Here is a 21,332-nt window from a genome sequence, read left to right on the forward strand (position 1 = left end):
CCGATCTCCCGCCCTATGAGCGCCACCCCTATGGCCACGACAAGATTGAAAACGTCTCCGGCGTTATCGAAGCACTGCTGATCCTGCTGGCCGCGGGCTGGATCATCTTCGAAGCCATCGACAAGCTGATCTCCCCCAGCCCCATTGAGAGCATTGGTTGGGGCGTGCTGGTGATGGTGATCTCGGCGCTGGTCAACAGCGGGGTCTCGGCCTACCTCTACAAGGTGGCCAGAGAGGAGGAGTCAGTCGCCCTGGCTGCCGATGCACTTCATCTCAAGGCTGACGTGCTCACTTCAGCCGGGGTAGCCGTCGGTCTTGGCGGGATCTGGCTGGCCGGTCTGTTCGGCCATTCACTCGCCATCCTCGACCCGCTGGTCGCCATTGCCGTCGCCATCTTTATTGTCAGAGAGGCGATCAGCATGCTCAACGAGGCCTTCCAGCCGCTGATCGACCAGAGCATGAGCCCGGAAGAGCTGGCGATGACCAGCCGCATTATCACCGAATGCTGCCCTGCCGCCAGCGGTTTCCACGATCTGCGCAGCCGTCGTGCCGGTCGCCGCCGCCATATCGACTTCCACCTCACCTTGCCTCCGGAAATGAGCATCGGCGAAGCCCACGACATCTGTGATCGCATCGAACACGCCATCATGCAGCAACTGCCCCACGCCATCGTGCTGATCCACGTCGAGCCGGAGGAGCAAGGGATGCCCTCACCGCTCGCCATAAACTGAAATGTGGCAAACAGGTGGGAAAGTGGCAGCGAAATAACGGAAAGTTGGCACAAACCCGCATTTTTAAGGCCGGAAAGCCGATTGCATAAGAAGTGATCGGCACAACTGTGTTAGGGTGTCTGACCACCCTGCCGCAGGAGCGCGCCGTGAAAAAGCTGGAAATGAAAGATCTGACCGAGGCCGAAAAAGCCGAGATAGCCTTGTTATTGCAAAAGGCGCAAGCCAATGCAGACCACCAGCTGACCAACGGAGAGCGGAACAAGATCCGCGAAGAGGGTCGCCTGAAAATTGTGGCCGACCGCGCCGAAGCGGCCAAGGCTGCCTCCAAGCTGGCCCGCGAGAAAGCCAAAGAGCGTGCCAAGAATCAGGTACTGCCGGAAACCTTCAGCTGGATTGATTCGGTCAGCAACAAGTTTCGCAGCAAGCGCTGATCCCCTGCTTCTAAAACGCCCGCTGGCACCAAGTGCCAGCGGGCGTTTGCATTTCTGGCCTTCGCTCGATGGCCCAGATTTGGCTCTGCAAATTGATTTGCTTGCCTGATCCGCCACAAAGCCCCCCGAGTCATCGCCACCTTTTCATTTTTTCTCATATTTTTTGCCAGAACTGGCTACATAGTCAGGACAAAAAAGCCAAGGCAGGCTTTCCAGAGGGTAGATATGAGTCCTTGCGGATTTTGCTATGCAGTTGAAATACATCATTTTTACTATAAAAAATGAGATTTTTGGCTGTTACAAAACATTAATATCGAGATAAAGTTTGCTTTAAAAATGAGAGCGTGTTTTAATCATTCTCGATGGTTCGGCAGTTCAGACCTGATTATGTTAGGCAGTCATTTTAGTAAAGCAGTGATTAGCATAAGCGTTATCCTCGGATAATTCTTATCAAATAATTCTCCTTCTTTAGTGCTCCCCATACGTATTGCTGACGAAAAATCAAAAATTGCCATTTAGGTGGCATTCAACACTATTTAAGGAAATTATTATGTCTAACAAAATGACTGGTACCGTTAAGTTCTTCAACGCTGAGAAAGGTTTTGGTTTCATCTCCCCGGCTGACGGCAGCAAAGACGTGTTCGTACACTTCTCCGCTATCCAGTCCACCAGCTTCAAAACCCTGGACGAAGGTCAGCGCGTTGAGTTCACCATCGAGCAAGGCCAGAAAGGCCCGGCTGCTGCCAACGTAGTTGGTCTGTAATTCAAGCCGGAGCATGCTGCTGATGGCTCATGCCAACTGCTGACAGCTCTGCAAGAATTTAAAAAAACCCGCTTCGGCGGGTTTTTTGTTGTTCCTCGCTTTTTTCCTCACTGATCTCCCCTCACCCGACCGTTTGATCCCTTCCTGACACGCTCTCACCGCTTGAGTCTGACAAAGAGTTCCGAATGGACTCAAAATGTAAAATATTGACGAAAAAGTCAGGTTATCCGCTGTATTTGCCGCGAATTCTTGCTATTTTGCGCGCCACAAAAGCAAACGATTTCCTTCACACTTTTAGGATAAGTTATGGCAAAGCAAGATATGGCCGCCAACGGAGCACAGGGCGGCTTTTTGGACTCTTATTTTTCCATTTCTGCGCGCGGCAGTAGTGTGCGCCAGGAGCTGTTGGCCGGTTTGACCACCTTCCTGGCCATGGTCTACAGCATCATAGTGGTGCCGAACATGCTGGGTGCCGCCGGTTTTGAGCAGGGTCCCGTCTTCGTGGCGACCTGCTTGATCGCTGCCTTCGGCTCCCTGCTGATGGGTCTGTGGGCCAAACTGCCGATGGCTATCGGTTGCGCCATCTCCCTCACCGCCTTTACCGCGTTCAGTCTGGTACTGGGTCAGGGGCTGAGCATTCCGGTCGCCCTGGGCGCCATCTTCCTGATGGGTGTGCTGTTTACCCTGATCAGTGTCACCGGCGTGCGCCAGTGGATCCTGGATAACCTCCCCTCCGGCATCGCCCACGGCACCGGCATCGGTATCGGTCTGTTCCTGCTGCTGATTGCCACCAACGGCGTTGGCATGGTGATCAAGAACGAAGGGGCCGGTCTGCCGGTTCAACTGGGTGAAGTAACCTCCTTCCCGGTCATCATGACAGTGCTGGGTCTGGCCGCCATCTTCGGTCTGGAGCGTCGCAGAGTGCCGGGCGGCATCCTGATGGTGATCATCGCCATCTCCATCCTTGGCCTTATCTTCGACCCGAACGTGACCTGGCAGGGCTTCTTCGCCATGCCGAGCCTGACTGGCGAGAAAGGCTCTCTGGTAGGCAGCATGGATCTGCTGGGCGCCCTCAATCCGGTGGTGATTCCGACCGTACTGGCGCTGGTGATGACCGCCGTGTTTGACGCCACCGGCACCATCCGTGCCGTGGCCGGTCAGGCGGGCCTCATCAACGAACGTGGCCACATCATCAGCGGCGGCAAAGCCCTGACTGCCGACTCCGTCAGCAGCATGGTCGCTGGCGTGGTGGGTGGTGCTCCGGCAGCCGTCTACATCGAATCCGCCGCAGGCACCGCAGCCGGTGGCAAGACCGGTCTGACCGCTACGCTGGTCGGCGTGCTGTTCCTGCTGATGATCTTCCTCTCCCCGCTGAGCTATCTGGTACCGGCTTACGCCACCGCACCGGCCCTGATGTATGTCGGTCTGCTGATGCTGGGCAACGTCACCAAGCTGGACTTCAGCGATTCGGTCGATGCCCTCGCTGGCATGCTGTGCGCCGTCTTCATCGTGCTGACCTGCAACATCGTCACCGGCATCATGCTGGGCTTCGTGGCGCTGGTCATCGGCCGCCTGTTTGCCGCCGAATGGAAGAAGCTGAACGTCGGCACCGTCATCATCGCCGTGGCGCTGGTGATTTTCTATGCCGGTGGCTGGGCCATCTAACCCGTCCGCTTATTCCGGTTATAGCGAAGGGCCCTGCGGGGCCCTTTTTCATGGCTGTGAGGCCGCTAACAGTTTCCCGCCCGTTTTCCTCGAGCCGTTTCAGATTGAAACACCGATACCCCCTCTGCTGTTTCAGATCCGAACCGAACAGGCCATCATTTTTCTCCCGATTTATCCCGTTAGACTGGCTCCATCAACCATTTGCCCACCCGAGCGGTGGCCAGCCAAGGAGTGAGCCATGAAGAAACTGATCAATGCCGTCGATGCCGTGGTCCGTGAACAACTGATGGGGATGGCAGCCGCCCACCCCGAGCTCAAGGTACGTATCGAACCCCACTACATCACCCGCGCCGACTCCCCCGTGATGGGCAAGGTGGCGCTGGTCTCCGGTGGTGGCAGCGGCCACGAGCCGATGCACGGCGGTCTGGTGGGCAAAGGGATGCTGGATGGCGCCTGCCCCGGCGAGATATTTACCTCCCCGACCCCGGATCAGATGTACGAGTGTGGCCAGGCCGTTGATGGCGGCGCGGGCGTGCTGTTTCTGGTGAAGAACTACACCGGCGACGTACTGAACTTCGAAACCGCAGTCGAGCTGCTGCACGGTGATGGGGTCAAGGTCGGCTTCTCACTGATCGATGACGACGTGGCGGTGAAAGACAGCCTCTACACCGCCGGTCGCCGTGGGGTTGCCACGACCGTGCTGTGCGAAAAACTGGTCGGCGCCGCCGCCGAAGCGGGCTATGACCTGACCCGCTGCGAGGCGCTGGCCCGTCGCATCAACAACCAGAGCCGCACCATCGGCGTCGCCACCCACGCCTGCACCGTGCCTGCCGCTGGCAAGCCCTCCTTCACCCTGGCCGACAACGAGATGGAGTTCGGCGTGGGTATCCACGGCGAGCCGGGCATCGAGCGTCGCCCCTTCACCGACCTCAATACTCTGGTGGACGACATGTTCAGCGAACTGGCGGACAATACCCCCTATGGCCGCACCCTGCGCCACTGGGACAGAGCCTCCGGCAGTTGGCAGGAAGAGCACACCTTTATCGAACCGCTCAACAAGGGCGATCGGGTTATCGCCTTGGTCAACAGCCTCGGTGGCACGCCGATTTCAGAGCTGTATGGTGTCTATGGTCGCCTCGCTACCCTGTGCGAAGAGGCGGGCATCCATCTGGTGCGCAACCTGATTGGCCCCTACTGCACCTCCCTCGACATGACCGGCATCTCCATCACCCTGCTCAAGGTGGATGATGAGCTGATGACCCTGTGGGATGCCCCCGTTCACACCCCCGCCCTGCGTCGCGGCTGCTAAGGAGAACCCATGTTAAGCAAGCATCACATCGTCAACTGGCTGCTCGACTGCGAACACATCTTTACCGAGCAGCGTGACTACCTCACCGCACTGGATACCGACATCGGTGACGGCGACCACGGCCTCAACATGCAGCGCGGCTTTGCCAAAGTGGCCGAGAAGCTGCCCGCAGTGGCGGACAAAGACATCGGTCAGGTGCTGAAAACCACCGGCATGACTTTGCTCTCCTCGGTCGGCGGCGCCAGTGGCCCGCTCTACGGCACCTTCTTTATCCGGGCGGCGGCCAGTACCGACGCCTGCCAGAGCCTCAGTCTCAGTCAGCTGTGCAAAATGCTCAGTGACGGGGTCGAGGGGATCGTCTCCCGCGGCCGCGCCGAGCCGGGCGACAAGACCATGTGCGACGCCTGGTGGCCAGCACTGGCCGCCCTGCAACAAGCGCAGCAGCAAGATCTGCCCCTCAACGAAGCGCTGGACAAGGCAGTCGCGGCAGCCGCCGCAGGTACCGAGGCCACCATCCAGATGCAGGCCCGCAAGGGGCGCGCCAGCTATCTTGGCGAGCGCAGCATCGGCCATCAGGATGCCGGGGCCACCTCGACCCTGCTGCTGCTGACCGCCCTGCGTGACAGAGCGAGGTTGTGACATGATCGGAATCGTAGTTGTCTCTCACAGCGCCATGCTGGCGGCCGGATTGAAAGCGCTGGCTGACCAGCTCGGCAGCCCGGCCCGATTGCTGCTGGCGGCCGGGGTTGATGACCCCGACCACCCCATCGGCACCGATGCCATCGCGGTGATGAGTGCGATTGAAGAGGCGGACGACGGCAGCGGCGTGCTGGTGCTGATGGACTTGGGCAGCGCCCTCTTGAGCGCCGAAACCGCCCTCGAACTACTGCCACCAGAGTTAAGCGCCCGGGTGCGGCTCTGTCCCGCCCCGCTGGTCGAGGGCACCCTGGCAGCCGTGGTGGCGGCCGGTTCCGGCCTGACGCTGGATGAGGTGGCCGCCGAGGCGCTCGGCGCGCTGGGCCCGAAGCAGGCGATGCTGCCTGCCAGCGCAGCGCAGGCCGCCACGGAGACCGCCCCCGTTGTCGACGATGGCTGGCTGCGCTGCGAAGTGGTGGTGGATAACCCCCACGGCCTGCATGTGCGCCCCGCCGCCCGACTGGTGGCTACCCTCAAGCCCTTTGCCGCTGAACTCAAGCTGCAAAAGGGGGATAAAGAGGCCAATCCCCGCAGCCTGACCCGGCTCGCCATGCTCAACGTGCGTCAGGGCGACACCCTCGCCCTGTTGGCGCGCGGGGAGGATGCCAGCGCCGCATTGGCCTGCTTCCAGCAGCTGGCCGCCGAGCGTTTCGGCGACTGATCGCAGCACGCCACTGTTTCAAGGGGCTGCACTCGCTCGCTGAGCCTGTGCAGCGTCCCTGTTGTACAAGCAAAAGACGAAGGCGTCCCCGGCACTGCCGCCCCTTCGCCCCTGTTAGTCTCAAAAGACGTCTTATGAACTAGAGAGAGGGATAGAATATGGACCGCATTATCATCAGCCCCAGCAAATACGTGCAAGGCAACGGGGCCCTCGCCAATATCGGCAACTACGTTAAAGCGCTCGGCGCCAAGCCGCTCATTCTGGCCGACGCCTTCGTCACCAAGCTGGTGGGCGATACCGTGGCCACCAGCTTCCACGGCGCCGGTATCAAGCCGGAGTTCGACTGCTTCAACGGCGAGTGCTCCCGCCCCGAGATCGACCGCCTGCTGGCCCGCTGCAAGCAGACCCCGTTTGACGTCATCATCGGCATCGGCGGCGGCAAAACGCTGGATACCGCCAAGTCGGTCGCCTTCTACCAGAAGGTGCCGGTGGTCATAGTGCCCACCATCGCCTCCACCGATGCCCCCACCAGCGCGCTGGCGGTCATCTACACCCCGGAAGGACAGTTCAGCGAATACCTGATGATCCCGACCAACCCCAACATGGTCATCATGGATACCGGCGTGGTCTCCCGCGCCCCGGTACGGCTGCTGGTCTCCGGCATGGGGGATGCGCTCTCCACCTACTTCGAGGCGCGCGCCAACAAGGTCTCCGGTTGCCAGACCATGGCCGGTGGTGCTTCCACCCTGGCGGCGCAGGCCATCGCCGAGCTCTGCTACAAGACCCTGCTGGCCGATGGTTACAAGGCCAAGCTGGCGGTGGAGCAGGGGTTCTGCACCAAAGCGGTGGAGAACATCATCGAGGCCAACACCTATCTGAGCGGTATCGGCTTCGAGAGCAGCGGACTGGCCGCCGCCCACGCCATCCACAACGGTCTGACCCAGCTCGCCGAGTGTCACCACCTCTACCACGGTGAGAAAGTGGCGTTCGGTACCCTGGTGCAGCTGGTGCTGGAGAACGCACCGATGGCGGAGATCGAGACAGTGCTGGGTTTCTGCCACTCGGTGGGCCTGCCGACCAACCTGCATATGATGGGGGTCAAGGAGCTGGATATGGCGCGCCTGATGGAGGTGGCCAAAGCCTCCACCGCCGAGGGCGAGACCATCCACAATATGCCGTTCAAGGTCACCGCCGAGGATGTGCTGGCGGCCATCGTCACCGCCCACCAGCTGGGGCTGTAACCACGCCACCGCTGACCTTCCCATATAAAAACGGCCCCGCAACTGCGGGGCCTTTTCGTTTTCTGCGGGCCGGTTCGCGACGACTAGGGCGGCGTCAGCCGTGATAGTCGGCGGGATCGATCTCGAGCAGTTTGAGTCGCCGCCAGAGGGTGGTGCGGCTGATACCCAGATGCTGGGCCATCTGGCTCACCTGCCCCTTGCAGGCATGGGCGCAGCGCAGGATGGCTTGCCGCTCCAGCTCCGCCAGCGTGAGCAGCGGTTGCCCCACTACCTCGTCCGCCACCAGCTGATAGCCGTGCCGAATGGCGGCAGGCAGCGCCTCGGGCGGGATCGGCCCCTGACCGGCATGAAGCAGCGCATGCTCGACGGCGCTGCGCAGCTCCCCCAGATTACCGGGCCAGGGATAGGCGAGCAGACAATCGAGGGCCGCCGGACTGAACTGGCGCACCGGCTCGCGCCCCTGCGCCGCCAACTGCTGGCTGATAAGGCCCGGCAGATCCGCCGCGCGCTCCCGCAATCCCGGCAGCCACAGCTCGCACGCCTGCAAGGCATAGAGCAGCTGGCGGCCAAACAGCCCCTCCTGCACCAGCTGCTCCAGCGGAGCGCTGCTGGTGGCGATGATCCGCACCTTGAGCGGCAGGATGCGGGCCGAATCGAAGCGCTGGATGCGGCCGGTCTTGAGCAGTTGCAGCAGCGCTGCCTGCATGGGGGCAGAGAGACACTCCACCTGCTCCAGCACCAGGGTGCCGCCGTGGGCCAGCTCGAACTTGCCCGCCCGCTCCTGCCCCGTCTCGTCGGAACCCATCAGCTCCAGCGCCATCCGCTCGCTCGGCAGCGCCTTGCAGTTGAGGGTAATGAGCGGCCCGGCGGCCCGTTCGCTGCCAAAGTGGATCGCCTCCGCCAGCTGGGCCTTGCCCACCTCCTCCTCGCCGCGCAGCAGGATCGGCCCCTGACTCTGGGCCGCCTGCCTGGCGTAGCGCAGCAGCTTGCGCATGGCGCTCGACTCCCCCACCAGCGCCGACAGCTCGGGCACCGTCTGGCGCAGCTGGTGAATGGCCCGCAGCCGATCGACCGGGTGCAGCAGGGCGATAAAGCTGACCCCCTCTGGCCCCGGCAGCGGCTTGAGGCTCACCAGCGCATTAATGAACTCCCCCTCCTGAGCACCGAGCCGCTCCAGCGTCACCTCCACATGGCTGAGCGGCGTCTGCCCCCTGATGGCCAGCTGCAACCGCTGGGGCAACAGCAGGTGCTGATCCAGCAGCTGGCCAAGACAGATCGCCGGATCGAGCCGCAGCCGGTGGGCCGCCAGCGCATTGAGGTAGCGCAGCCGCCCCTGCGGGTCCCAGGCCAGCACGCCGTCATCCATGCCATCGAGCAGGGCGTAAAGCTCGCTCAGGTGGTGCTGGGACTCCTGCATCAGGGTCTCCATCTGCAGCAGATGGGCCAGTTCGCGCCCGGCACTGACGGTGAGCGCCAGATCGCCAGCGCTCGCCTCCTCCACCTTGCAAATCAACGCGATGATGGCGACCTGACGGCCATTGCTGTTGTAAACCGGGCTGGCGCAGCTGTGCCATGGGTGCAGGGTCTGGTTGAAGTGCTGGGGGCCGCTGACGCAGAGCGGTACTCCCTCCAGCGCCGCCAGATTGATGGCATTGGTGCCGATGCGCCCCTCGCTGAAGAAGGCGCCGGGGCCAAACCCCAGCGCCGCCAGCTCGCTCAGGGTGTCGGGGTGGCCGGTCTGGGCCAGCAGGCAGCCGCTCTCGTCGGTGAGCAGCAGGGCGCAGGGGCGCCCCTCCATAAATTCGTAGAGATCTTCGAGGGCCATCTCGCCGGTGGTGAGCAGGTCGCGCTTGCGCTGGCGCAGGCTCTGCAAGGTCTGCCCCTTGGCGCTGTGGGGCGGATGCCAGAGGGTGGCACTGGTCTGGTGGGCGCAGCGCAGCCAGGATGCCTGCAGATAGTCAGGCCAGGGCTGCAGGTGCTGGTGGTCAGATGGCATGGTCACAGCAATATCCGGCAAGATGTGAGCCGACCATTTAACCACGCCAGCGCCCCCGATTCAGTGACCTGCCTCAGAGGGCGGCAACCCCGCCCTCCTCCCGGTCGGGTTCGCCCTCGGCAAATTGCTGGCCGAGCCAGTGGCAGAAGGCACGACACGTCGGCATTAACCCGCACTTCTGATATGTCACCTCGATCACACTACTGACTTGTTTATGAAGAGGAGACCTAATGGCGCTTTCCATTGCAGCCCCAGAAGTGTATTTTCTCAGTAGCAAAAAACAGAGCCAAAAGGAAATGTTTAGCGAGTGCGTTCAGACCCTGAGATTGGCAGCAATATTATGATTTAAAATGACTTTTTCGCGGAAAACAGGACGAACCGGAGTTATATGGAAGGCTCGATTAACGGATTGGCACCACCTTCCATCTAATCACTTTTATTTTTACTCAAACAACACATAGGACTTTAGGCATGAATGAAAACATTCTTAAAAACGCTAAAGAAATATTGTCCAACAATGCTGAGCTAAGTAAATTTGCGGACTTAAATAGAATTTCAGTTGAGGTGGCAAAACAAGTGTTGGAAAGGCTTTTAGAAAAGCCTGATGTTGCTGAGGAATTTAAAGAATATATATTTTCTAGCGAACGGAGCGAAGACTTCAAGGGCTACACGGCTGGCGAAGAGAAGGGCTATCAAAGAGGACATGAGTCAGGATTTGCTAAAGGGGCAGCTCTTGGGGTATTGGGCACAATAGGTGTGTTGACACTTGCAGGCCTTACATATTTGGCAGGTCGCCGGTAAACATAACAAGCAGTCAACTTACAAACCGCCCCTGCACTTAGCGTTATGGTAAAGGAGAATTTTGGTGCCAGTAAAAAGTTTTGATTTGGCCACCCTTGAGTCTCTATCGAGGATATTAGGGGACACATATTCAGGTCTTACCGGAACTGAAATATCAAAATTTCTTTCGGAATGTAGTGTCGAGGATCCTGGTCTTAACTCTACAAAATGGAGACGACTTTACGATTCGCTTTCTCAAAAGCAGCAGAATGATCACTGCGCAAATAATATTGTCTTTTTCATTCAACATGTAATGCGACCTTCAAGACACTTTGATAAACATGAATGGTTCGAGGATACCAGAGCTAAACTAAATAAAGTTTTGTCTTTTGAGGGGCTGGAGCTTGCAGATAATGGCAATATAAAACAAGTGCTAAAAACAAAAACGATATCTGAGTCTGAGGCTAGAGCATCTAAGCTTAAACAAAATTTGCTGTCTAGGCGTGTTCATCCAGATGTGCTTTACTTTTGCAAATCCGAATTGTTAGTAGACAACTACTTCCATGCCGTATTTGAGGCCACAAAAAGTATCGCTGAAAAGATACGTTCTAAAGCGGGACTCACTTCAGATGGTGCCGCTTTAGTTGATGATGCCTTTTCTTTTAACAATAAAATACCCCATTTAGCTTTGAGTTCTCTGCAGACTGAGAGTGAGCAGAGCGAGCAAAAAGGCTTTGCTAACTTATTAAAAGGCATATTTGGCACCTTTCGGAATACTACAGCACATGCGCCGAAAGTAACTTGGGTTATTGAGGAGTTAGATGCGCTAGATATACTTTCGACTATTTCATTAATTCATAGGCGTTTGGATGGTGCAATCGAAGCTCAAAAAATGTACCAAGGTAGGCCCTAACAATCGGCTGTTGTCGCCCCTTCGGCGCTGAGACGGCATTTCCGCCGCTTCGCAGCTACAAGCCCGTAGGTTCGATTAGCCGTAAGGCGTAATCGGACGTTCGCGTAAATCTATTCCCCCGCAATAACAGCCACTCCCATTTCACCCTTCCAGATGCCGCTGACTCACGGAAACGCCAGGACAGCGGCATCTCGATCGTCCGATTAGGCTTCGCTAATCGAACCTACATGGGACGGTAACATAGGGTGCATAAGGGTTGGCACGGATCGGCCATTGCCTGTGGCTGGCTTGTAACGGGCCAAATCGTGGCGTGGGGGCTGGATAGGTGTCGGTATAAGAAAAAATTGGGTCATTTAACACAAATCCATAAATTCAACTTATACCGCTTATCCGGTCTGCTTTACCGCCATAAGTCACCCGCATTTCCCCTCTGACGGGCCACCGCTGACTTATGGATAGAACCGGAACGGCGGTATCTCGATCGTCCGATTACGCTTCGCCCATCGAACCTGCATGGGACGGTAATAAACAAAAGAGCCGCCCTTATGGGCGGCTCTTGGCATCAGCGATTAATGGCTGAATCGTCTTGTTACCGAATCGTCATTCGGCCTTGGGCGCTTCAACCGCAGCCATCGGTTGGTCATCTTCCTTGATCCAGGCATCCAGCAGGGTGTAGCCCACCGCCAGCACTACCGGGCCGATAAAGAGACCGATGATCCCCATGGTCAGCAAGCCGCCGATAACCCCCACCAGAATGAGGACGAGCGGCAGGTCGGCGCCCCGCTTGATCAGGAAGGGACGCAGGAAGTTGTCCATGGTGCCCGCAATCAGTGACCACACCAGCAGGAAGGTGCCCCAGGTGGTGTCGCCGCTCCAGTAGAGGTAGCCGATACAGGCCAGCAGCACCGGGAAGGGGCCGATCTGGGCGACGATCAACAGGAACATCACCACCACCAGCACCATGGCGTAAGGGATACCGGCAATCAGCAGGCCGACACCGGCCACCGAAGATTGCACCAGCGCGGTCACCACCACCCCCATGGCCACGGCGCGGATCGCCTGTGAAGCGAGCACTGTGGCATTGTCACCACGCTGACCCGCCAGCCGGTGGGCAAAGCGGCGAATGCCGGTCGCCACTACTTCACCTGAGTGATAGAGCACACCGCAGATACCGACCGTCAGCAGGAAGTGGACGAACAGCAGCCCCAGATTACCGGCCTGAGAGGCGAGCCAACGGGCGGTCTGGCCAAAGTAGGGGGCCAGCTTGGCAAACAGCACCTGACCACCGCTCGCCAGAATTTGCTGCCAGAAGTCATAGAGCTTGCCGCCCACCAGCGGGATCTGTTGCAGCCAGAGCAACTCCGGCGGCGGTGACTGGCTGATACTGGTGCCCAGCTCGATCAGCATGGGCGCCTTCTCCGCCACATTGGCCAGCGTCATAAAGAGCGGGATGACAAATATCAGCAGCAATACCAGCGTCATGAAGAGGGCCGCCAGCGTCCGCTTGCCCCACAGCAGGCGCTGCATCATCAGCATCAGCGGCCAGGTGGCGATGGTGATCATGGTGGCCCACACCAGTGCAGGCAGGAACGGCTGCAACACCATGAAGCAGGAGATAATCAGGATACTGATAAACAGCACCCCCAGCGTTATCTTGGCCAAATCCACTTTTTTCACATTCATAGAGTTCCCTTGTCAGAGCCTTTGCTCTTGGGTCGAGTGTCGCATTTCAAGAAAGAGAGTATCCACCAGAGGCCAGCGCTCAACCAGAGCCCCAGCCCGAAAAAGAGCACAAACTGACCAAGCAGTATGGCCAGCGAGCTGCGGGTCAATAGCGGCAGCGCCCACGCGCCCGCCACCATCAGCAGCATGCCCGCCAGCACCACGGCGCCGGTCAGCAACGGGGAATAACCGTCACGCACCAGCGTGACCCGCCCCCCAAGCCAGAGGCCCAGCGCCGCCAGCCCGATCCCGGCCAGATGGGCCGACTGGGTCAGGCCCGCACCAGCCAGTGCGGCGGCGACCAGCAAGCCCCAAGCAGAAGCGCGCTGATCCAGCCGCCAGCAGGGGCGAGCGGCCAGCAGCAAGGCGCCAATCAGCAGCCCCGCCGCCACATCGGAGATAAAGTGCACCCCGAGCCAGACCCGCGCCAGACCGGTGGTCAGCGCCAGCAGCAGCGCCAACGAATAGGCCAGCCCGCGCCGGGCAGGCCACAGCCAGCCAAGCAGCGCCCCCCAGAACAGCAGGGCCGAGGCGGTGTGGCCGCTCGGCATGCCAAAGCCCTGGGCACTGTGAGTCGCCAGCTCAGGTTGCAGATGGAAGGGGCGCGGCCAGCCGATCCCCTCCTTGCTCGCCTGCACCAGCAAGCCAAGCCAGAGCATGGCGAACAGCAGCTGGCGCAGCCGCGGCCACCCCAGCAGCGGGAGCAGCAAAGGTATCAGGGCAAGCTGAAAGCCGCCTGAACCAAACAGATTGCTGACCGACAACCACCAGACATCGGGCCCCAGCCACTGCTGCAGGCGCACCATCAGCGGGATCTCGGCCTGATGCAGGCGACTTCCCTGCGCCACGAAATCGGCCTGCCAGCGCACCTCGCTCTCGGGCACCTGATCCAGCCGGGATTGCAGCCAGTCGAGCTGATCCGGGAAGCGGCGCTGATCGCGGGGGAGCTTGTCCACCGCGATCAAGCGGGCGTTGAGGATCTCCCCGCCCAGATTGGGAGCCTGCAGCAGCGAGACAAAATCGGAATCTTGCTGGGCGACGATAGGCTCCAGAGTGCGGCAGGCGAGGATAAGCGCCCGCTGCCAGCGACCCAGCTCCTGCACCACCTCCCCCCGCAAGCCGGTCTCTTCATACAGCTCGCGCAGCGCTGCCTGCTGCGGACTCTCGCCACCATCGATATAGCCACCGCTCAGGCTGTAGCGTGAGGAGATGCGATCCTGCACCAGCAACAATTGATCCTGATGGCGGATGGCGCAGGCGGCCGCCGTGGGGGCAGCAGGCTCGGCACTCAAGGCTGGCGCCGCGGTAAACAGCGTCAGTAACAGTAAAAAGAGGCTTCTCGACATCAATTTGCTTTCCCTATGCGCAATGGCGACAAGCCTCCCAGAAATCAGATAGTTGGGCAATGGTAGCGGCCGGATCGCCGCCGTTCCCGCCGCGAGGGACGAGCACGGAAGATTGCGATGAGGCAGGGCACTCCCTACTATTGGCGGCTATCTTCAATTTCATGCAGCAAACGCGGGAGCCCGCCATGAGACAGTTCGGCTTTTTCCTCGGCATCGCCATCGGTGTCATTTTGATCCTGTTCGGCAGCATCGTCATCTTCCAGGCGCTCCCTGCCGCACTGGATGTACTGGAGATGCCAAGCCGCATCCCGTTCGTGCGCGAGGTCTACACCTGGCTGATGAGCAGCGCCAACGGCCTCACCGCCCAGCTGGAGCAGAACTTCCTGGAAGCCTTCCAGACCGTGCTCAAGCTGATCCTGCTCATCACCTTCATGTGGGTCTGCGTCAAGCTGGTCAACATGGGGGTGCTGATTATCCGCGCCGGGGTTGATCTCATCCGCACCGCCATCGCCCACAGCGAAGGCCCCCACGAACAGAAGAAGCCGGATCAGCAGGATCACTTCTGACTCTGCCGTGATCGATGGATGTGAACGCAGCCGCCCCAAACCGGGGCGGCAACTTTATATGCGCTATGTGGACGACCTTCCCTGCCCGATGAATGTCCGATAAAGCAGCGGCTTTCCCTTGTGAATCAGCAAACTGCCCATATGTTGCATCACCTTGACATGGTTTGCGCCCCGCGCAGCGGCTGCCCGGTTTCTATCCCGACCCCGTGCTCTGGTATAATCGACCACCTCTTTTCCCCGTTATGGAGCCTGTTCATGCCCAATCATGCAGAAAGTGCCCTCGAGGTTCGTCTCGACAAGTGGCTGTGGGCGGCCCGTTTCTACAAGACCCGCTCCGTGGCGCGGGATCAGATTGACGGGGGCAAGGTGCACTACAATGGTCAGCGCAGCAAACCGGGCAAACAGGTGGAAGTGGGTGCGCTTATCCGCTTCTGGCAGGGGCAGGACGAACGCGAAGTGCGGGTGCTGGGCCTCAGCGAGCAGCGCAAATCAGCCCCGCTGGCCCAGCAACTCTATGAAGAGACCGCCGAGAGCCTGAAAAAGCGGGCCGAGAACAGCGAGGCACGCCGCTTCAACAGCCAGTTTGCCCCCAGCCCCGAGCGCCGCCCCGACAAGCAGGAGCGACGCCAGTTGCTCAAGGTCAAACAGTACTGACCGACCCCGATTTGATACCGGGCTGGCATCAACCCCAGCCCGCCCGATTTACCTCACCGAAAAGCCAGGAATACATGATGAGCAACCAAGATCTGCTGTATCGCTATCTGTTTGAAGAGTACGAAGTGCGTGGCGAGCTGGTCCAGCTGGATCACACCTACCGCCATGTGGTGGAAGCCCAGAACTACCCGGTGCAGGTGCAAAAACTGCTGGGCGAGCTGCTGGTCGCCACCAGCCTGCTGACCGCCACACTCAAGTTTGAAGGCTCCATCACCGTACAGCTGCAGGGCGATGGCCCGGTGCGTCTGGCCGTGATCAACGGTGACAACAACCAGCAGCTGCGCGGCGTCGCCCGCTATGAGGGCGAGCTGCCGAGCGATGGCAAGCTGCAGAGCCTGATCGGCAACGGCCAGCTGATCATCACCATCACCCCGGAGCAGGGCGAGCGCTATCAGGGCATCATCGCACTGGACGCCGATACTCTGGCGGGTTGCCTGGAGCACTACTTCGCCCGCTCCGAACAGCTGGCCACCAAACTCTGGATCCGCACCGGCTACCACGAAGGCGAACCGCGCGCTGCCGGTATCATGCTGCAGGAGCTGCCCGCCCAGAGCGAGGATCACAGCAACGATTTCGATCACCTGACCCAGCTCACCAGCACCATCAAGGATGAAGAGCTGTTCGGTCTGGAAGCGGAAGAGATCCTCTACCGTCTCTACCATCAGGACAAGGTACGGGTATTCGATCCGCAGGCAGTCGAGTTCCGCTGCACCTGCTCCCGCGAGCGCTGCGAAGGGGCCCTGTTGCAGATAGAAAAAGAAGAGGTCATGGAGATGGTGCAGGAGCTCGGCAAGATCGACATGCACTGTGATTATTGCGGCGCCCAGTACCAATTTAATGGGATCGATGTCGAAACCCTGTTCAGCAGGGCTCCCGGCAATGATGCAAACAAGTTACACTAATTAAAGGCGGGCAAAACCCGCCTTTAACTTTAATAACAAAAAAATACCCTATTTTATAAAGTTTGATGGCGATCGCTAAACTCTACCACCTAAGTGATAGGATGACCGTCAGATAGAACCCTACAAACCTCTGAACCCAGGAGAATACAATGACAATCGTGGCAGAACCCACCCTGGCCCAACAATTAGGACTGGACCAGTACGGCATCAAAAACAGCCAGGAAATCGTTCGCAACCCCTCTTACGAGCAGCTTTTCGCCGAAGAGACACGCCCTGACCTGGAAGGGTTCGAGCGCGGTGTGGTTACCGAGCTGGGTGCCGTCAACGTAAACACCGGAATCTTCACCGGTCGCTCCCCAAAAGATAAATATATCGTCAAAGATGCCACTACCCAGAATACTGTATGGTGGTCTGACCAGGGTAAAAACGATAACAAAGCCATTACCCCCGAAGTGTGGTCACATCTGAAAGGTCTGGTGACCCAACAGCTCTCCGGCAAGCGCCTGTTTGTGGTCGACGGTTTCTGCGGTGCCAACCCGGATACCCGCTTGGCCGTGCGCATCATCACCGAGGTGGCCTGGCAGGCACACTTCGTGAAAAACATGTTCATCCGCCCGAGCGATGAAGAGCTGAAAACCTTCAAGCCTGACTTCGTGGTGATGAACGGTGCCAAGTGCACCAACCCGAACTGGAAGGAGCAGGGTCTCAACTCCGAGAACTTTGTGGCCTTCAACATGACCGAGAAGATGCAGCTCATCGGTGGCACCTGGTACGGTGGCGAGATGAAGAAGGGCATGTTCTCCATGATGAACTACTTCCTGCCCCTGCGCGGCATTGCCTCCATGCACTGCTCCGCCAACGTGGGTCAGGACGGCGACGTCGCCATCTTCTTCGGCCTCTCCGGCACCGGCAAAACCACCCTCTCCACCGATCCCAAGCGTCAGCTGATCGGCGATGACGAGCACGGCTGGGATGACCACGGCGTGTTCAACTTCGAAGGTGGCTGCTACGCCAAGACCATCAAGCTCTCCGAAGAGGCAGAGCCGGACATCTACCACGCCATCCGTCGCGATGCGCTGCTGGAGAACGTGACCGTTGCCGCCGATGGCACCATCGACTTCGATGATGGCTCTCGTACCGAGAACACTCGGGTCTCCTACCCCATCTATCACATCGAGAACATCGTCAAGCCGGTCTCCAAGGCGGGTCACGCCAACAAGGTGATCTTCCTGACTGCCGACGCCTTCGGCGTACTGCCCCCGGTCTCCAAACTGACCAAGGAGCAGACCAAGTACCACTTCCTCTCTGGCTTCACCGCCAAACTGGCCGGTACCGAGCGTGGCATCACCGAGCCGACGCCGACCTTCTCCTCCTGCTTCGGCGCAGCCTTCCTCTCCCTGCACCCGACCAAGTACGGTCAGGAGCTGGTGAAACGGATGGAAGCGGCAGGTGCGGAAGCCTATCTGGTCAACACCGGCTGGAACGGCACCGGCAAGCGCATCTCCATCAAAGATACCCGCGCCATCATCGATGCCATCCTGGATGGTTCCATCGAGAAAGCACCGACCAAGGTACTGCCGATCTTCAATCTGGAAGTGCCGACCGAGCTGCACGACGTGAACCCGGCCATCCTCGACCCGCGCGACACTTACGCCAACAAGGCCGAGTGGGATGCCAAGGCACAGGATCTGGCCCAGCGCTTCATCAAGAACTTCGAGCGCTTCACCGATAACGACGAAGGCAAACGTCTGGTTGCGGCAGGCCCGCAGCTGTAACAGGCCCACTTCGTACCAGTGACATCATGCCGGTCAGCCACGCTGACCGGCATTTTTGTTTTTATGGCGCCCCGAACGCCGCCAGCCGCGCAGCGACAGGCCCTAACCCTTGCCTTGCCACTCCTGACGGGGTAGATTCAGCCAGACTCAAGCTGGATACAATTTCGTAACGCACCATCGTGACCCGACCATGACCCCACCCTACAAGACCCGAACCCAGATGGTGATGGAAAACCTCCGTGGCCGGATCCTCCGTGGGGAATTTCCCGCAGGTGCCCCCTTGCGTCAGGATGCCATCGCCAAAGAGCTGGCAGTGAGCCGCATTCCGGTGCGCGAAGCCCTGATGCAGCTGGAGGCGCAGGGGCTGGTCAAGTTCGAGGCCCATCGCGGCGCCGTGGTCACCATGCTGGACGCCTCGGCCATTGAAGAGCGCTTTTATTTGCGAGCGCTGCTGGAAGCCGATACCCTGTTTCACGCCGTCGACAAGATGACGGAAGCCACCTTCGCGCAAGCGGAGGAGATCCTCGCCCAGTTTGATCACGCCCTGGAATCAGGCACCCAGATCGAACATTGGGCCGAGTTGAACCACAGCTTTCACGCCACCCTCTATCAGGCAGCCGGTCGCCCCCAGGCACTTGAAGTGATCGCCCAGATCAATCTGAGCTGTGATCGCTATGTCCGCTTCGAGCTGCTGTTTGCCAGCGACGGCGTGGACAAGGCGGAGCGTGAACACGCCAAATTGCTGGAACTGTGCCGCGCCCGGCGCAAGCACGAGGCGGTGGTACTGCTCAAACAACATATTGAAGCGGCAGGCCAGTCGATCCAGCGGATCCTGGCTAGCGGTCATAAAAACTGAACACTCATATAGCAACCATCTGGCACTAACGACATGAATAATTTCGAGATAATTGAAACCCGCGTCGCCCAAGTCAGGGCCGAGCTGGCCATGCAGGAGTTGGACGCATTTATCGTCCCCCACGATGATGAGCACCTCGGCGAGTACATCCCCGCCTATGCCGAGCGGCTTGACTGGATCACCGGTTTCAACGGCTCTGCCGGGGTCGTCATCATCATGACCCAGCGAGCAGCCCTCTTTGTCGATGGTCGCTATACGGTACAGGCGCGGATGCAGACCCCCGCCGAACTGTTCGAATTCCTCCACCTCAATGAAGATCCCCACGTACAGTGGCTGGCCGACCAACTGCCATCAGGTTCCCGGGTTGGCTTCGATGCCCGCCTGCACAGCCTGACCTGGTACAAGAATGCCAAAGCCCTGCTGGCCGATCGCGGTATCGAGCTGATCCGCGTCGAGCAGAACCCCATCGACCAGCACTGGAGCGATCGCCCGGAGCCGACCAAGGCACCGGTCATTCTCTACAGTGAGGAGCTGGCGGGCCAGTCCAGCCAGTCCAAACGTGAACTGCTGGCGGCCGACCTGCGCAAGCGCGGGCTGGATGCGGTGCTGCTGACCCAGGCCGAGCCCATCAACTGGCTGCTCAACCTGCGTGGCCGCGACATCGACCGGTTGCCGGTGGTGCTGGGCTTTGCGGTGCTCTACGCCAACACCAGCATGGATTTCTTCGTCGACACCGACAAAATTGACTGCTTCGCCTTCACCCAACACGTTGGCCAAGACGTCTCCGTCTACCCCATCGACAAGCTGGGCGACGTGTTGCAGCGCATCGGTGAAGATCAGCAGAAGGTGCTGGCCGATCCGGACAGCGCCAACGCCTGGACCCAGCTCGTCATGGAAGAGGCGGGCGCCATTCTGGTGGCAGGGCAAGACCCCACCATGCTGCCGAAAGCGTGCAAGAACGACGTTGAGCTGACCGGCATGCGTGCCGCTCACCTGCGTGATGGCGTGGCCATGACCCGCTTCCTCGCCTGGCTGGATCGGCTGATCGCCTCCGGCGAGTTCGAGGGGGTGGATGAAGGCACCCTGGCCGATCAGGTGGAAGCGTTCCGCCGCGAGCAGGAGCACTACGTCGAGCCGAGCTTCGACACCATCTCCGCGCTCGGCCCCAACGCCGCCATGTGCCACTACCACCACACCAATGGCACCCCGCGTGCGTTTGGTCAGGACAGCCTCTATCTGCTGGACTCCGGCGCCCAATACATGGATGGCACCACCGACATCACCCGCACCATCAAGGTGGGTGAGGTGAGCGACGAGCAGAAAGCGATGTTTACCCGGGTACTGCAGGGCCATATCGCGCTGGATCAGGCCCGCTTCCCCCGTGGCACTGCCGGTATCCAGCTCGACGTGCTGGCCCGCATGCCGCTGTGGCAAGCCGGTTACAACTATGACCACGGCACCGGGCACGGCGTCGGCCACTTCCTGAGCGTCCACGAAGGGCCCCAGCGCATCGCGCCGAAAGGGAGCATGGTCGCCCTGCAGCCGGGCATGGTACTCTCCAACGAGCCGGGCTACTACCGCGAAGATGGCTTTGGCATCCGCTGCGAAAACCTGGTGGTGGTGACCGAGCAGGAACAGGTTGGCGAGCTGCCGATGCTAGGCTTCGAGCGCCTGACCTACGTCCCGTTCGATACCCGCCTGATCGACCGCAGCCTGCTGAGCCCGGCCGAATTCCGCTGGATCAACGAATACCATGTCGAGGTATTCCGCCGCCTGAGCCCGCTGCTCGAGGGCGAGGATCTCGCCTGGCTGGAGCAGGCAACCAGCCTCATCTGATGACACAGGGCCTGCGGGCCCTGTTTTTTATTCCCCCTTTTGACCTGTATCAACACCCCAAACGAGCAGGTCAGGAGAATGGCGGCCATGAAAAGTCATCATGCCAGCCCAGCAAGGGGCCCACACGCCGCAGTCAGCAAAAAGGCGAGTGACCACCCCAGACTCATGCGCGAGAAGAAGACCGTCAGCGCCATGATCCACCTCTACTGCCAGCACCATCATCAGGATCCCCACTGTCGTCACTGTCGCCAGTTGCGGGAGTTTACCCATCAGCGGCTCAATCGCTGTCGTTACGACCACGGCCACAAACCCACCTGCGCCAACTGCAATATCCACTGCTACGCCCCGGCAATGCGCAAACAGATCCAGCAGGTGATGAGGTGGAGCGGCCCGCGCATGTTGCTGCGCCACCCCTGGCTCACCCTGCGC

The 21,332-nt window shown here is 59.7% G+C and carries 20 protein-coding genes; 17 read left to right on the plus strand and 3 right to left on the minus strand.

From position 1 onward, the window contains the following. The 8 genes from LD28_RS0116085 to LD28_RS0116120 form a co-directional block, all read left to right on the plus strand. On the plus strand, nt 1–731 hold a 731-nt coding region (locus LD28_RS0116085; protein ID WP_033137954.1), incomplete at its 5' end, for a cation diffusion facilitator family transporter. A gap of 146 nt (nt 732–877) precedes the next feature. Then, nucleotides 878–1,162 (plus strand): DUF3811 domain-containing protein, encoded by a 285-nt coding sequence (yjbD, locus tag LD28_RS0116090; protein ID WP_005340165.1) that lies wholly within the window; start codon nt 878–880, stop codon nt 1,160–1,162. A 550-nt stretch (nt 1,163–1,712) separates the two neighbouring features. Beyond that, nucleotides 1,713–1,925 (plus strand): transcription antiterminator/RNA stability regulator CspE, encoded by a 213-nt coding sequence (gene cspE / locus LD28_RS0116095; protein WP_005316548.1) that lies wholly within the window; start codon nt 1,713–1,715, stop codon nt 1,923–1,925. A 306-nt stretch (nt 1,926–2,231) separates the two neighbouring features. After that, nucleotides 2,232–3,590 carry an NCS2 family permease gene (locus LD28_RS0116100; RefSeq protein WP_050514351.1) on the plus strand — a complete coding sequence of 453 codons (1,359 nt, stop codon included), beginning with the start codon at nt 2,232–2,234 and terminating at the stop codon, nt 3,588–3,590. A gap of 238 nt (nt 3,591–3,828) precedes the next feature. Continuing rightward, nucleotides 3,829–4,899 (plus strand): dihydroxyacetone kinase subunit DhaK, encoded by a 1,071-nt coding sequence (gene dhaK, locus LD28_RS0116105; protein WP_033137955.1) that lies wholly within the window; start codon nt 3,829–3,831, stop codon nt 4,897–4,899. A 9-nt stretch (nt 4,900–4,908) separates the two neighbouring features. Next, nucleotides 4,909–5,538 carry a dihydroxyacetone kinase subunit DhaL gene (gene dhaL, locus LD28_RS0116110; protein WP_033137956.1) on the plus strand — a complete coding sequence of 210 codons (630 nt, stop codon included), beginning with the start codon at nt 4,909–4,911 and terminating at the stop codon, nt 5,536–5,538. Between the two features lies 1 nt (nt 5,539). Next, complete coding sequence (gene dhaM, locus LD28_RS0116115) at nt 5,540–6,256, plus strand: dihydroxyacetone kinase phosphoryl donor subunit DhaM (protein WP_033137957.1); 717 nt, start codon at nt 5,540–5,542, stop codon at nt 6,254–6,256. Nucleotides 6,257–6,414: 158 nt separating this feature from the next. Then, entirely contained in the window at nt 6,415–7,497 is a 1,083-nt protein-coding gene (locus LD28_RS0116120; protein ID WP_033137958.1) for a glycerol dehydrogenase, read from the plus strand. Between the two features lie 94 nt (nt 7,498–7,591). Here the strand turns inward: LD28_RS0116120 and dhaR are convergent, their stop codons facing one another. Then, the gene (gene dhaR, locus LD28_RS0116125; RefSeq protein WP_033137970.1) at nt 7,592–9,493 is read right to left on the minus strand and encodes a dihydroxyacetone kinase operon transcriptional regulator DhaR; all 1,902 of its coding nucleotides are present in this window, start codon (nt 9,491–9,493) and stop codon (nt 7,592–7,594) included. 471 nt (nt 9,494–9,964) lie between these two features. Here dhaR and LD28_RS0116130 point away from each other — a divergent pair, with 471 nt between their 5' ends. Both LD28_RS0116130 and LD28_RS0116135 read left to right on the plus strand, forming a co-directional pair. Continuing rightward, nucleotides 9,965–10,294 (plus strand): hypothetical protein, encoded by a 330-nt coding sequence (locus LD28_RS0116130; RefSeq protein WP_033137959.1) that lies wholly within the window; start codon nt 9,965–9,967, stop codon nt 10,292–10,294. Between the two features lie 64 nt (nt 10,295–10,358). After that, nucleotides 10,359–11,186 carry a TIGR02391 family protein gene (locus LD28_RS0116135; protein ID WP_156120269.1) on the plus strand — a complete coding sequence of 276 codons (828 nt, stop codon included), beginning with the start codon at nt 10,359–10,361 and terminating at the stop codon, nt 11,184–11,186. Between the two features lie 600 nt (nt 11,187–11,786). Here the strand turns inward: LD28_RS0116135 and ydiK are convergent. Together ydiK and LD28_RS0116145 are read right to left on the minus strand one after the other, a co-directional pair. After that, entirely contained in the window at nt 11,787–12,869 is a 1,083-nt protein-coding gene (gene ydiK / locus LD28_RS0116140) for an AI-2E family transporter YdiK (protein ID WP_033137961.1), read from the minus strand. Beyond that, the gene (locus LD28_RS0116145) at nt 12,866–14,254 is read right to left on the minus strand and encodes a bifunctional NUDIX hydrolase/phosphatase PAP2 family protein (protein ID WP_033137962.1); all 1,389 of its coding nucleotides are present in this window, start codon (nt 14,252–14,254) and stop codon (nt 12,866–12,868) included. Before LD28_RS0116145 ends, ydiK begins: the two co-directional genes overlap by 4 nt. Nucleotides 14,255–14,439: 185 nt before the next feature. Between LD28_RS0116145 and LD28_RS0116150 the strand changes: the two genes are divergently transcribed. The 7 genes from LD28_RS0116150 to LD28_RS0116180 all read left to right on the plus strand — a co-directional run. Beyond that, nucleotides 14,440–14,820: a hypothetical protein gene (locus LD28_RS0116150; protein WP_033137963.1), complete on the plus strand. Its 381-nt coding sequence runs from the start codon at nt 14,440–14,442 to the stop codon at nt 14,818–14,820. Between the two features lie 255 nt (nt 14,821–15,075). Next, nucleotides 15,076–15,474 carry a ribosome-associated heat shock protein Hsp15 gene (gene hslR, locus LD28_RS0116155; RefSeq protein ID WP_033137964.1) on the plus strand — a complete coding sequence of 133 codons (399 nt, stop codon included), beginning with the start codon at nt 15,076–15,078 and terminating at the stop codon, nt 15,472–15,474. A gap of 77 nt (nt 15,475–15,551) precedes the next feature. Then, a complete protein-coding gene (gene hslO, locus LD28_RS0116160; protein ID WP_033137965.1) occupies nt 15,552–16,436 on the plus strand; it encodes an Hsp33 family molecular chaperone HslO in 885 nt (294 codons plus the stop codon). A gap of 149 nt (nt 16,437–16,585) precedes the next feature. Continuing rightward, complete coding sequence (gene pckA / locus LD28_RS0116165; protein ID WP_033137966.1) at nt 16,586–18,211, plus strand: phosphoenolpyruvate carboxykinase (ATP); 1,626 nt, start codon at nt 16,586–16,588, stop codon at nt 18,209–18,211. A 190-nt stretch (nt 18,212–18,401) separates the two neighbouring features. Further along, nucleotides 18,402–19,067: a GntR family transcriptional regulator gene (locus LD28_RS0116170; protein ID WP_033137967.1), complete on the plus strand. Its 666-nt coding sequence runs from the start codon at nt 18,402–18,404 to the stop codon at nt 19,065–19,067. Between the two features lie 33 nt (nt 19,068–19,100). Further along, on the plus strand, nt 19,101–20,903 hold the full coding sequence (locus tag LD28_RS0116175) for an aminopeptidase P family protein (protein WP_033137968.1): 1,803 nt from the start codon (nt 19,101–19,103) through the stop codon (nt 20,901–20,903). 87 nt (nt 20,904–20,990) lie between these two features. Continuing rightward, the coding region (locus LD28_RS0116180) for a nitrous oxide-stimulated promoter family protein (protein WP_033137971.1) at nt 20,991–21,332 on the plus strand (342 nt) is incomplete at its 3' end.

This window comes from Aeromonas finlandensis, from assembly GCF_000764645.1.
Classification (GTDB): domain Bacteria; phylum Pseudomonadota; class Gammaproteobacteria; order Enterobacterales; family Aeromonadaceae; genus Aeromonas; species Aeromonas finlandensis.

Coding starts and splice junctions, on each gene's coding strand:
- cspE (WP_005316548.1), top strand. CDS start 1,713: ATGTCTAACAAAATGACTGGTACCGTTAAGTTCTTCAACGCTGAGAAA.
- LD28_RS0116100 (WP_050514351.1), top strand. CDS start 2,232: ATGGCAAAGCAAGATATGGCCGCCAACGGAGCACAGGGCGGCTTTTTG.
- dhaK (WP_033137955.1), top strand. CDS start 3,829: ATGAAGAAACTGATCAATGCCGTCGATGCCGTGGTCCGTGAACAACTG.
- dhaL (WP_033137956.1), top strand. CDS start 4,909: ATGTTAAGCAAGCATCACATCGTCAACTGGCTGCTCGACTGCGAACAC.
- dhaM (WP_033137957.1), top strand. CDS start 5,540: ATGATCGGAATCGTAGTTGTCTCTCACAGCGCCATGCTGGCGGCCGGA.
- LD28_RS0116120 (WP_033137958.1), top strand. CDS start 6,415: ATGGACCGCATTATCATCAGCCCCAGCAAATACGTGCAAGGCAACGGG.
- dhaR (WP_033137970.1), bottom strand. CDS start 9,493: ATGCCATCTGACCACCAGCACCTGCAGCCCTGGCCTGACTATCTGCAG.
- LD28_RS0116130 (WP_033137959.1), top strand. CDS start 9,965: ATGAATGAAAACATTCTTAAAAACGCTAAAGAAATATTGTCCAACAAT.
- ydiK (WP_033137961.1), bottom strand. CDS start 12,869: ATGAATGTGAAAAAAGTGGATTTGGCCAAGATAACGCTGGGGGTGCTG.
- LD28_RS0116145 (WP_033137962.1), bottom strand. CDS start 14,254: ATGTCGAGAAGCCTCTTTTTACTGTTACTGACGCTGTTTACCGCGGCG.
- LD28_RS0116150 (WP_033137963.1), top strand. CDS start 14,440: ATGAGACAGTTCGGCTTTTTCCTCGGCATCGCCATCGGTGTCATTTTG.
- hslR (WP_033137964.1), top strand. CDS start 15,076: ATGCCCAATCATGCAGAAAGTGCCCTCGAGGTTCGTCTCGACAAGTGG.
- hslO (WP_033137965.1), top strand. CDS start 15,552: ATGAGCAACCAAGATCTGCTGTATCGCTATCTGTTTGAAGAGTACGAA.
- pckA (WP_033137966.1), top strand. CDS start 16,586: ATGACAATCGTGGCAGAACCCACCCTGGCCCAACAATTAGGACTGGAC.
- LD28_RS0116170 (WP_033137967.1), top strand. CDS start 18,402: ATGACCCCACCCTACAAGACCCGAACCCAGATGGTGATGGAAAACCTC.
- LD28_RS0116175 (WP_033137968.1), top strand. CDS start 19,101: ATGAATAATTTCGAGATAATTGAAACCCGCGTCGCCCAAGTCAGGGCC.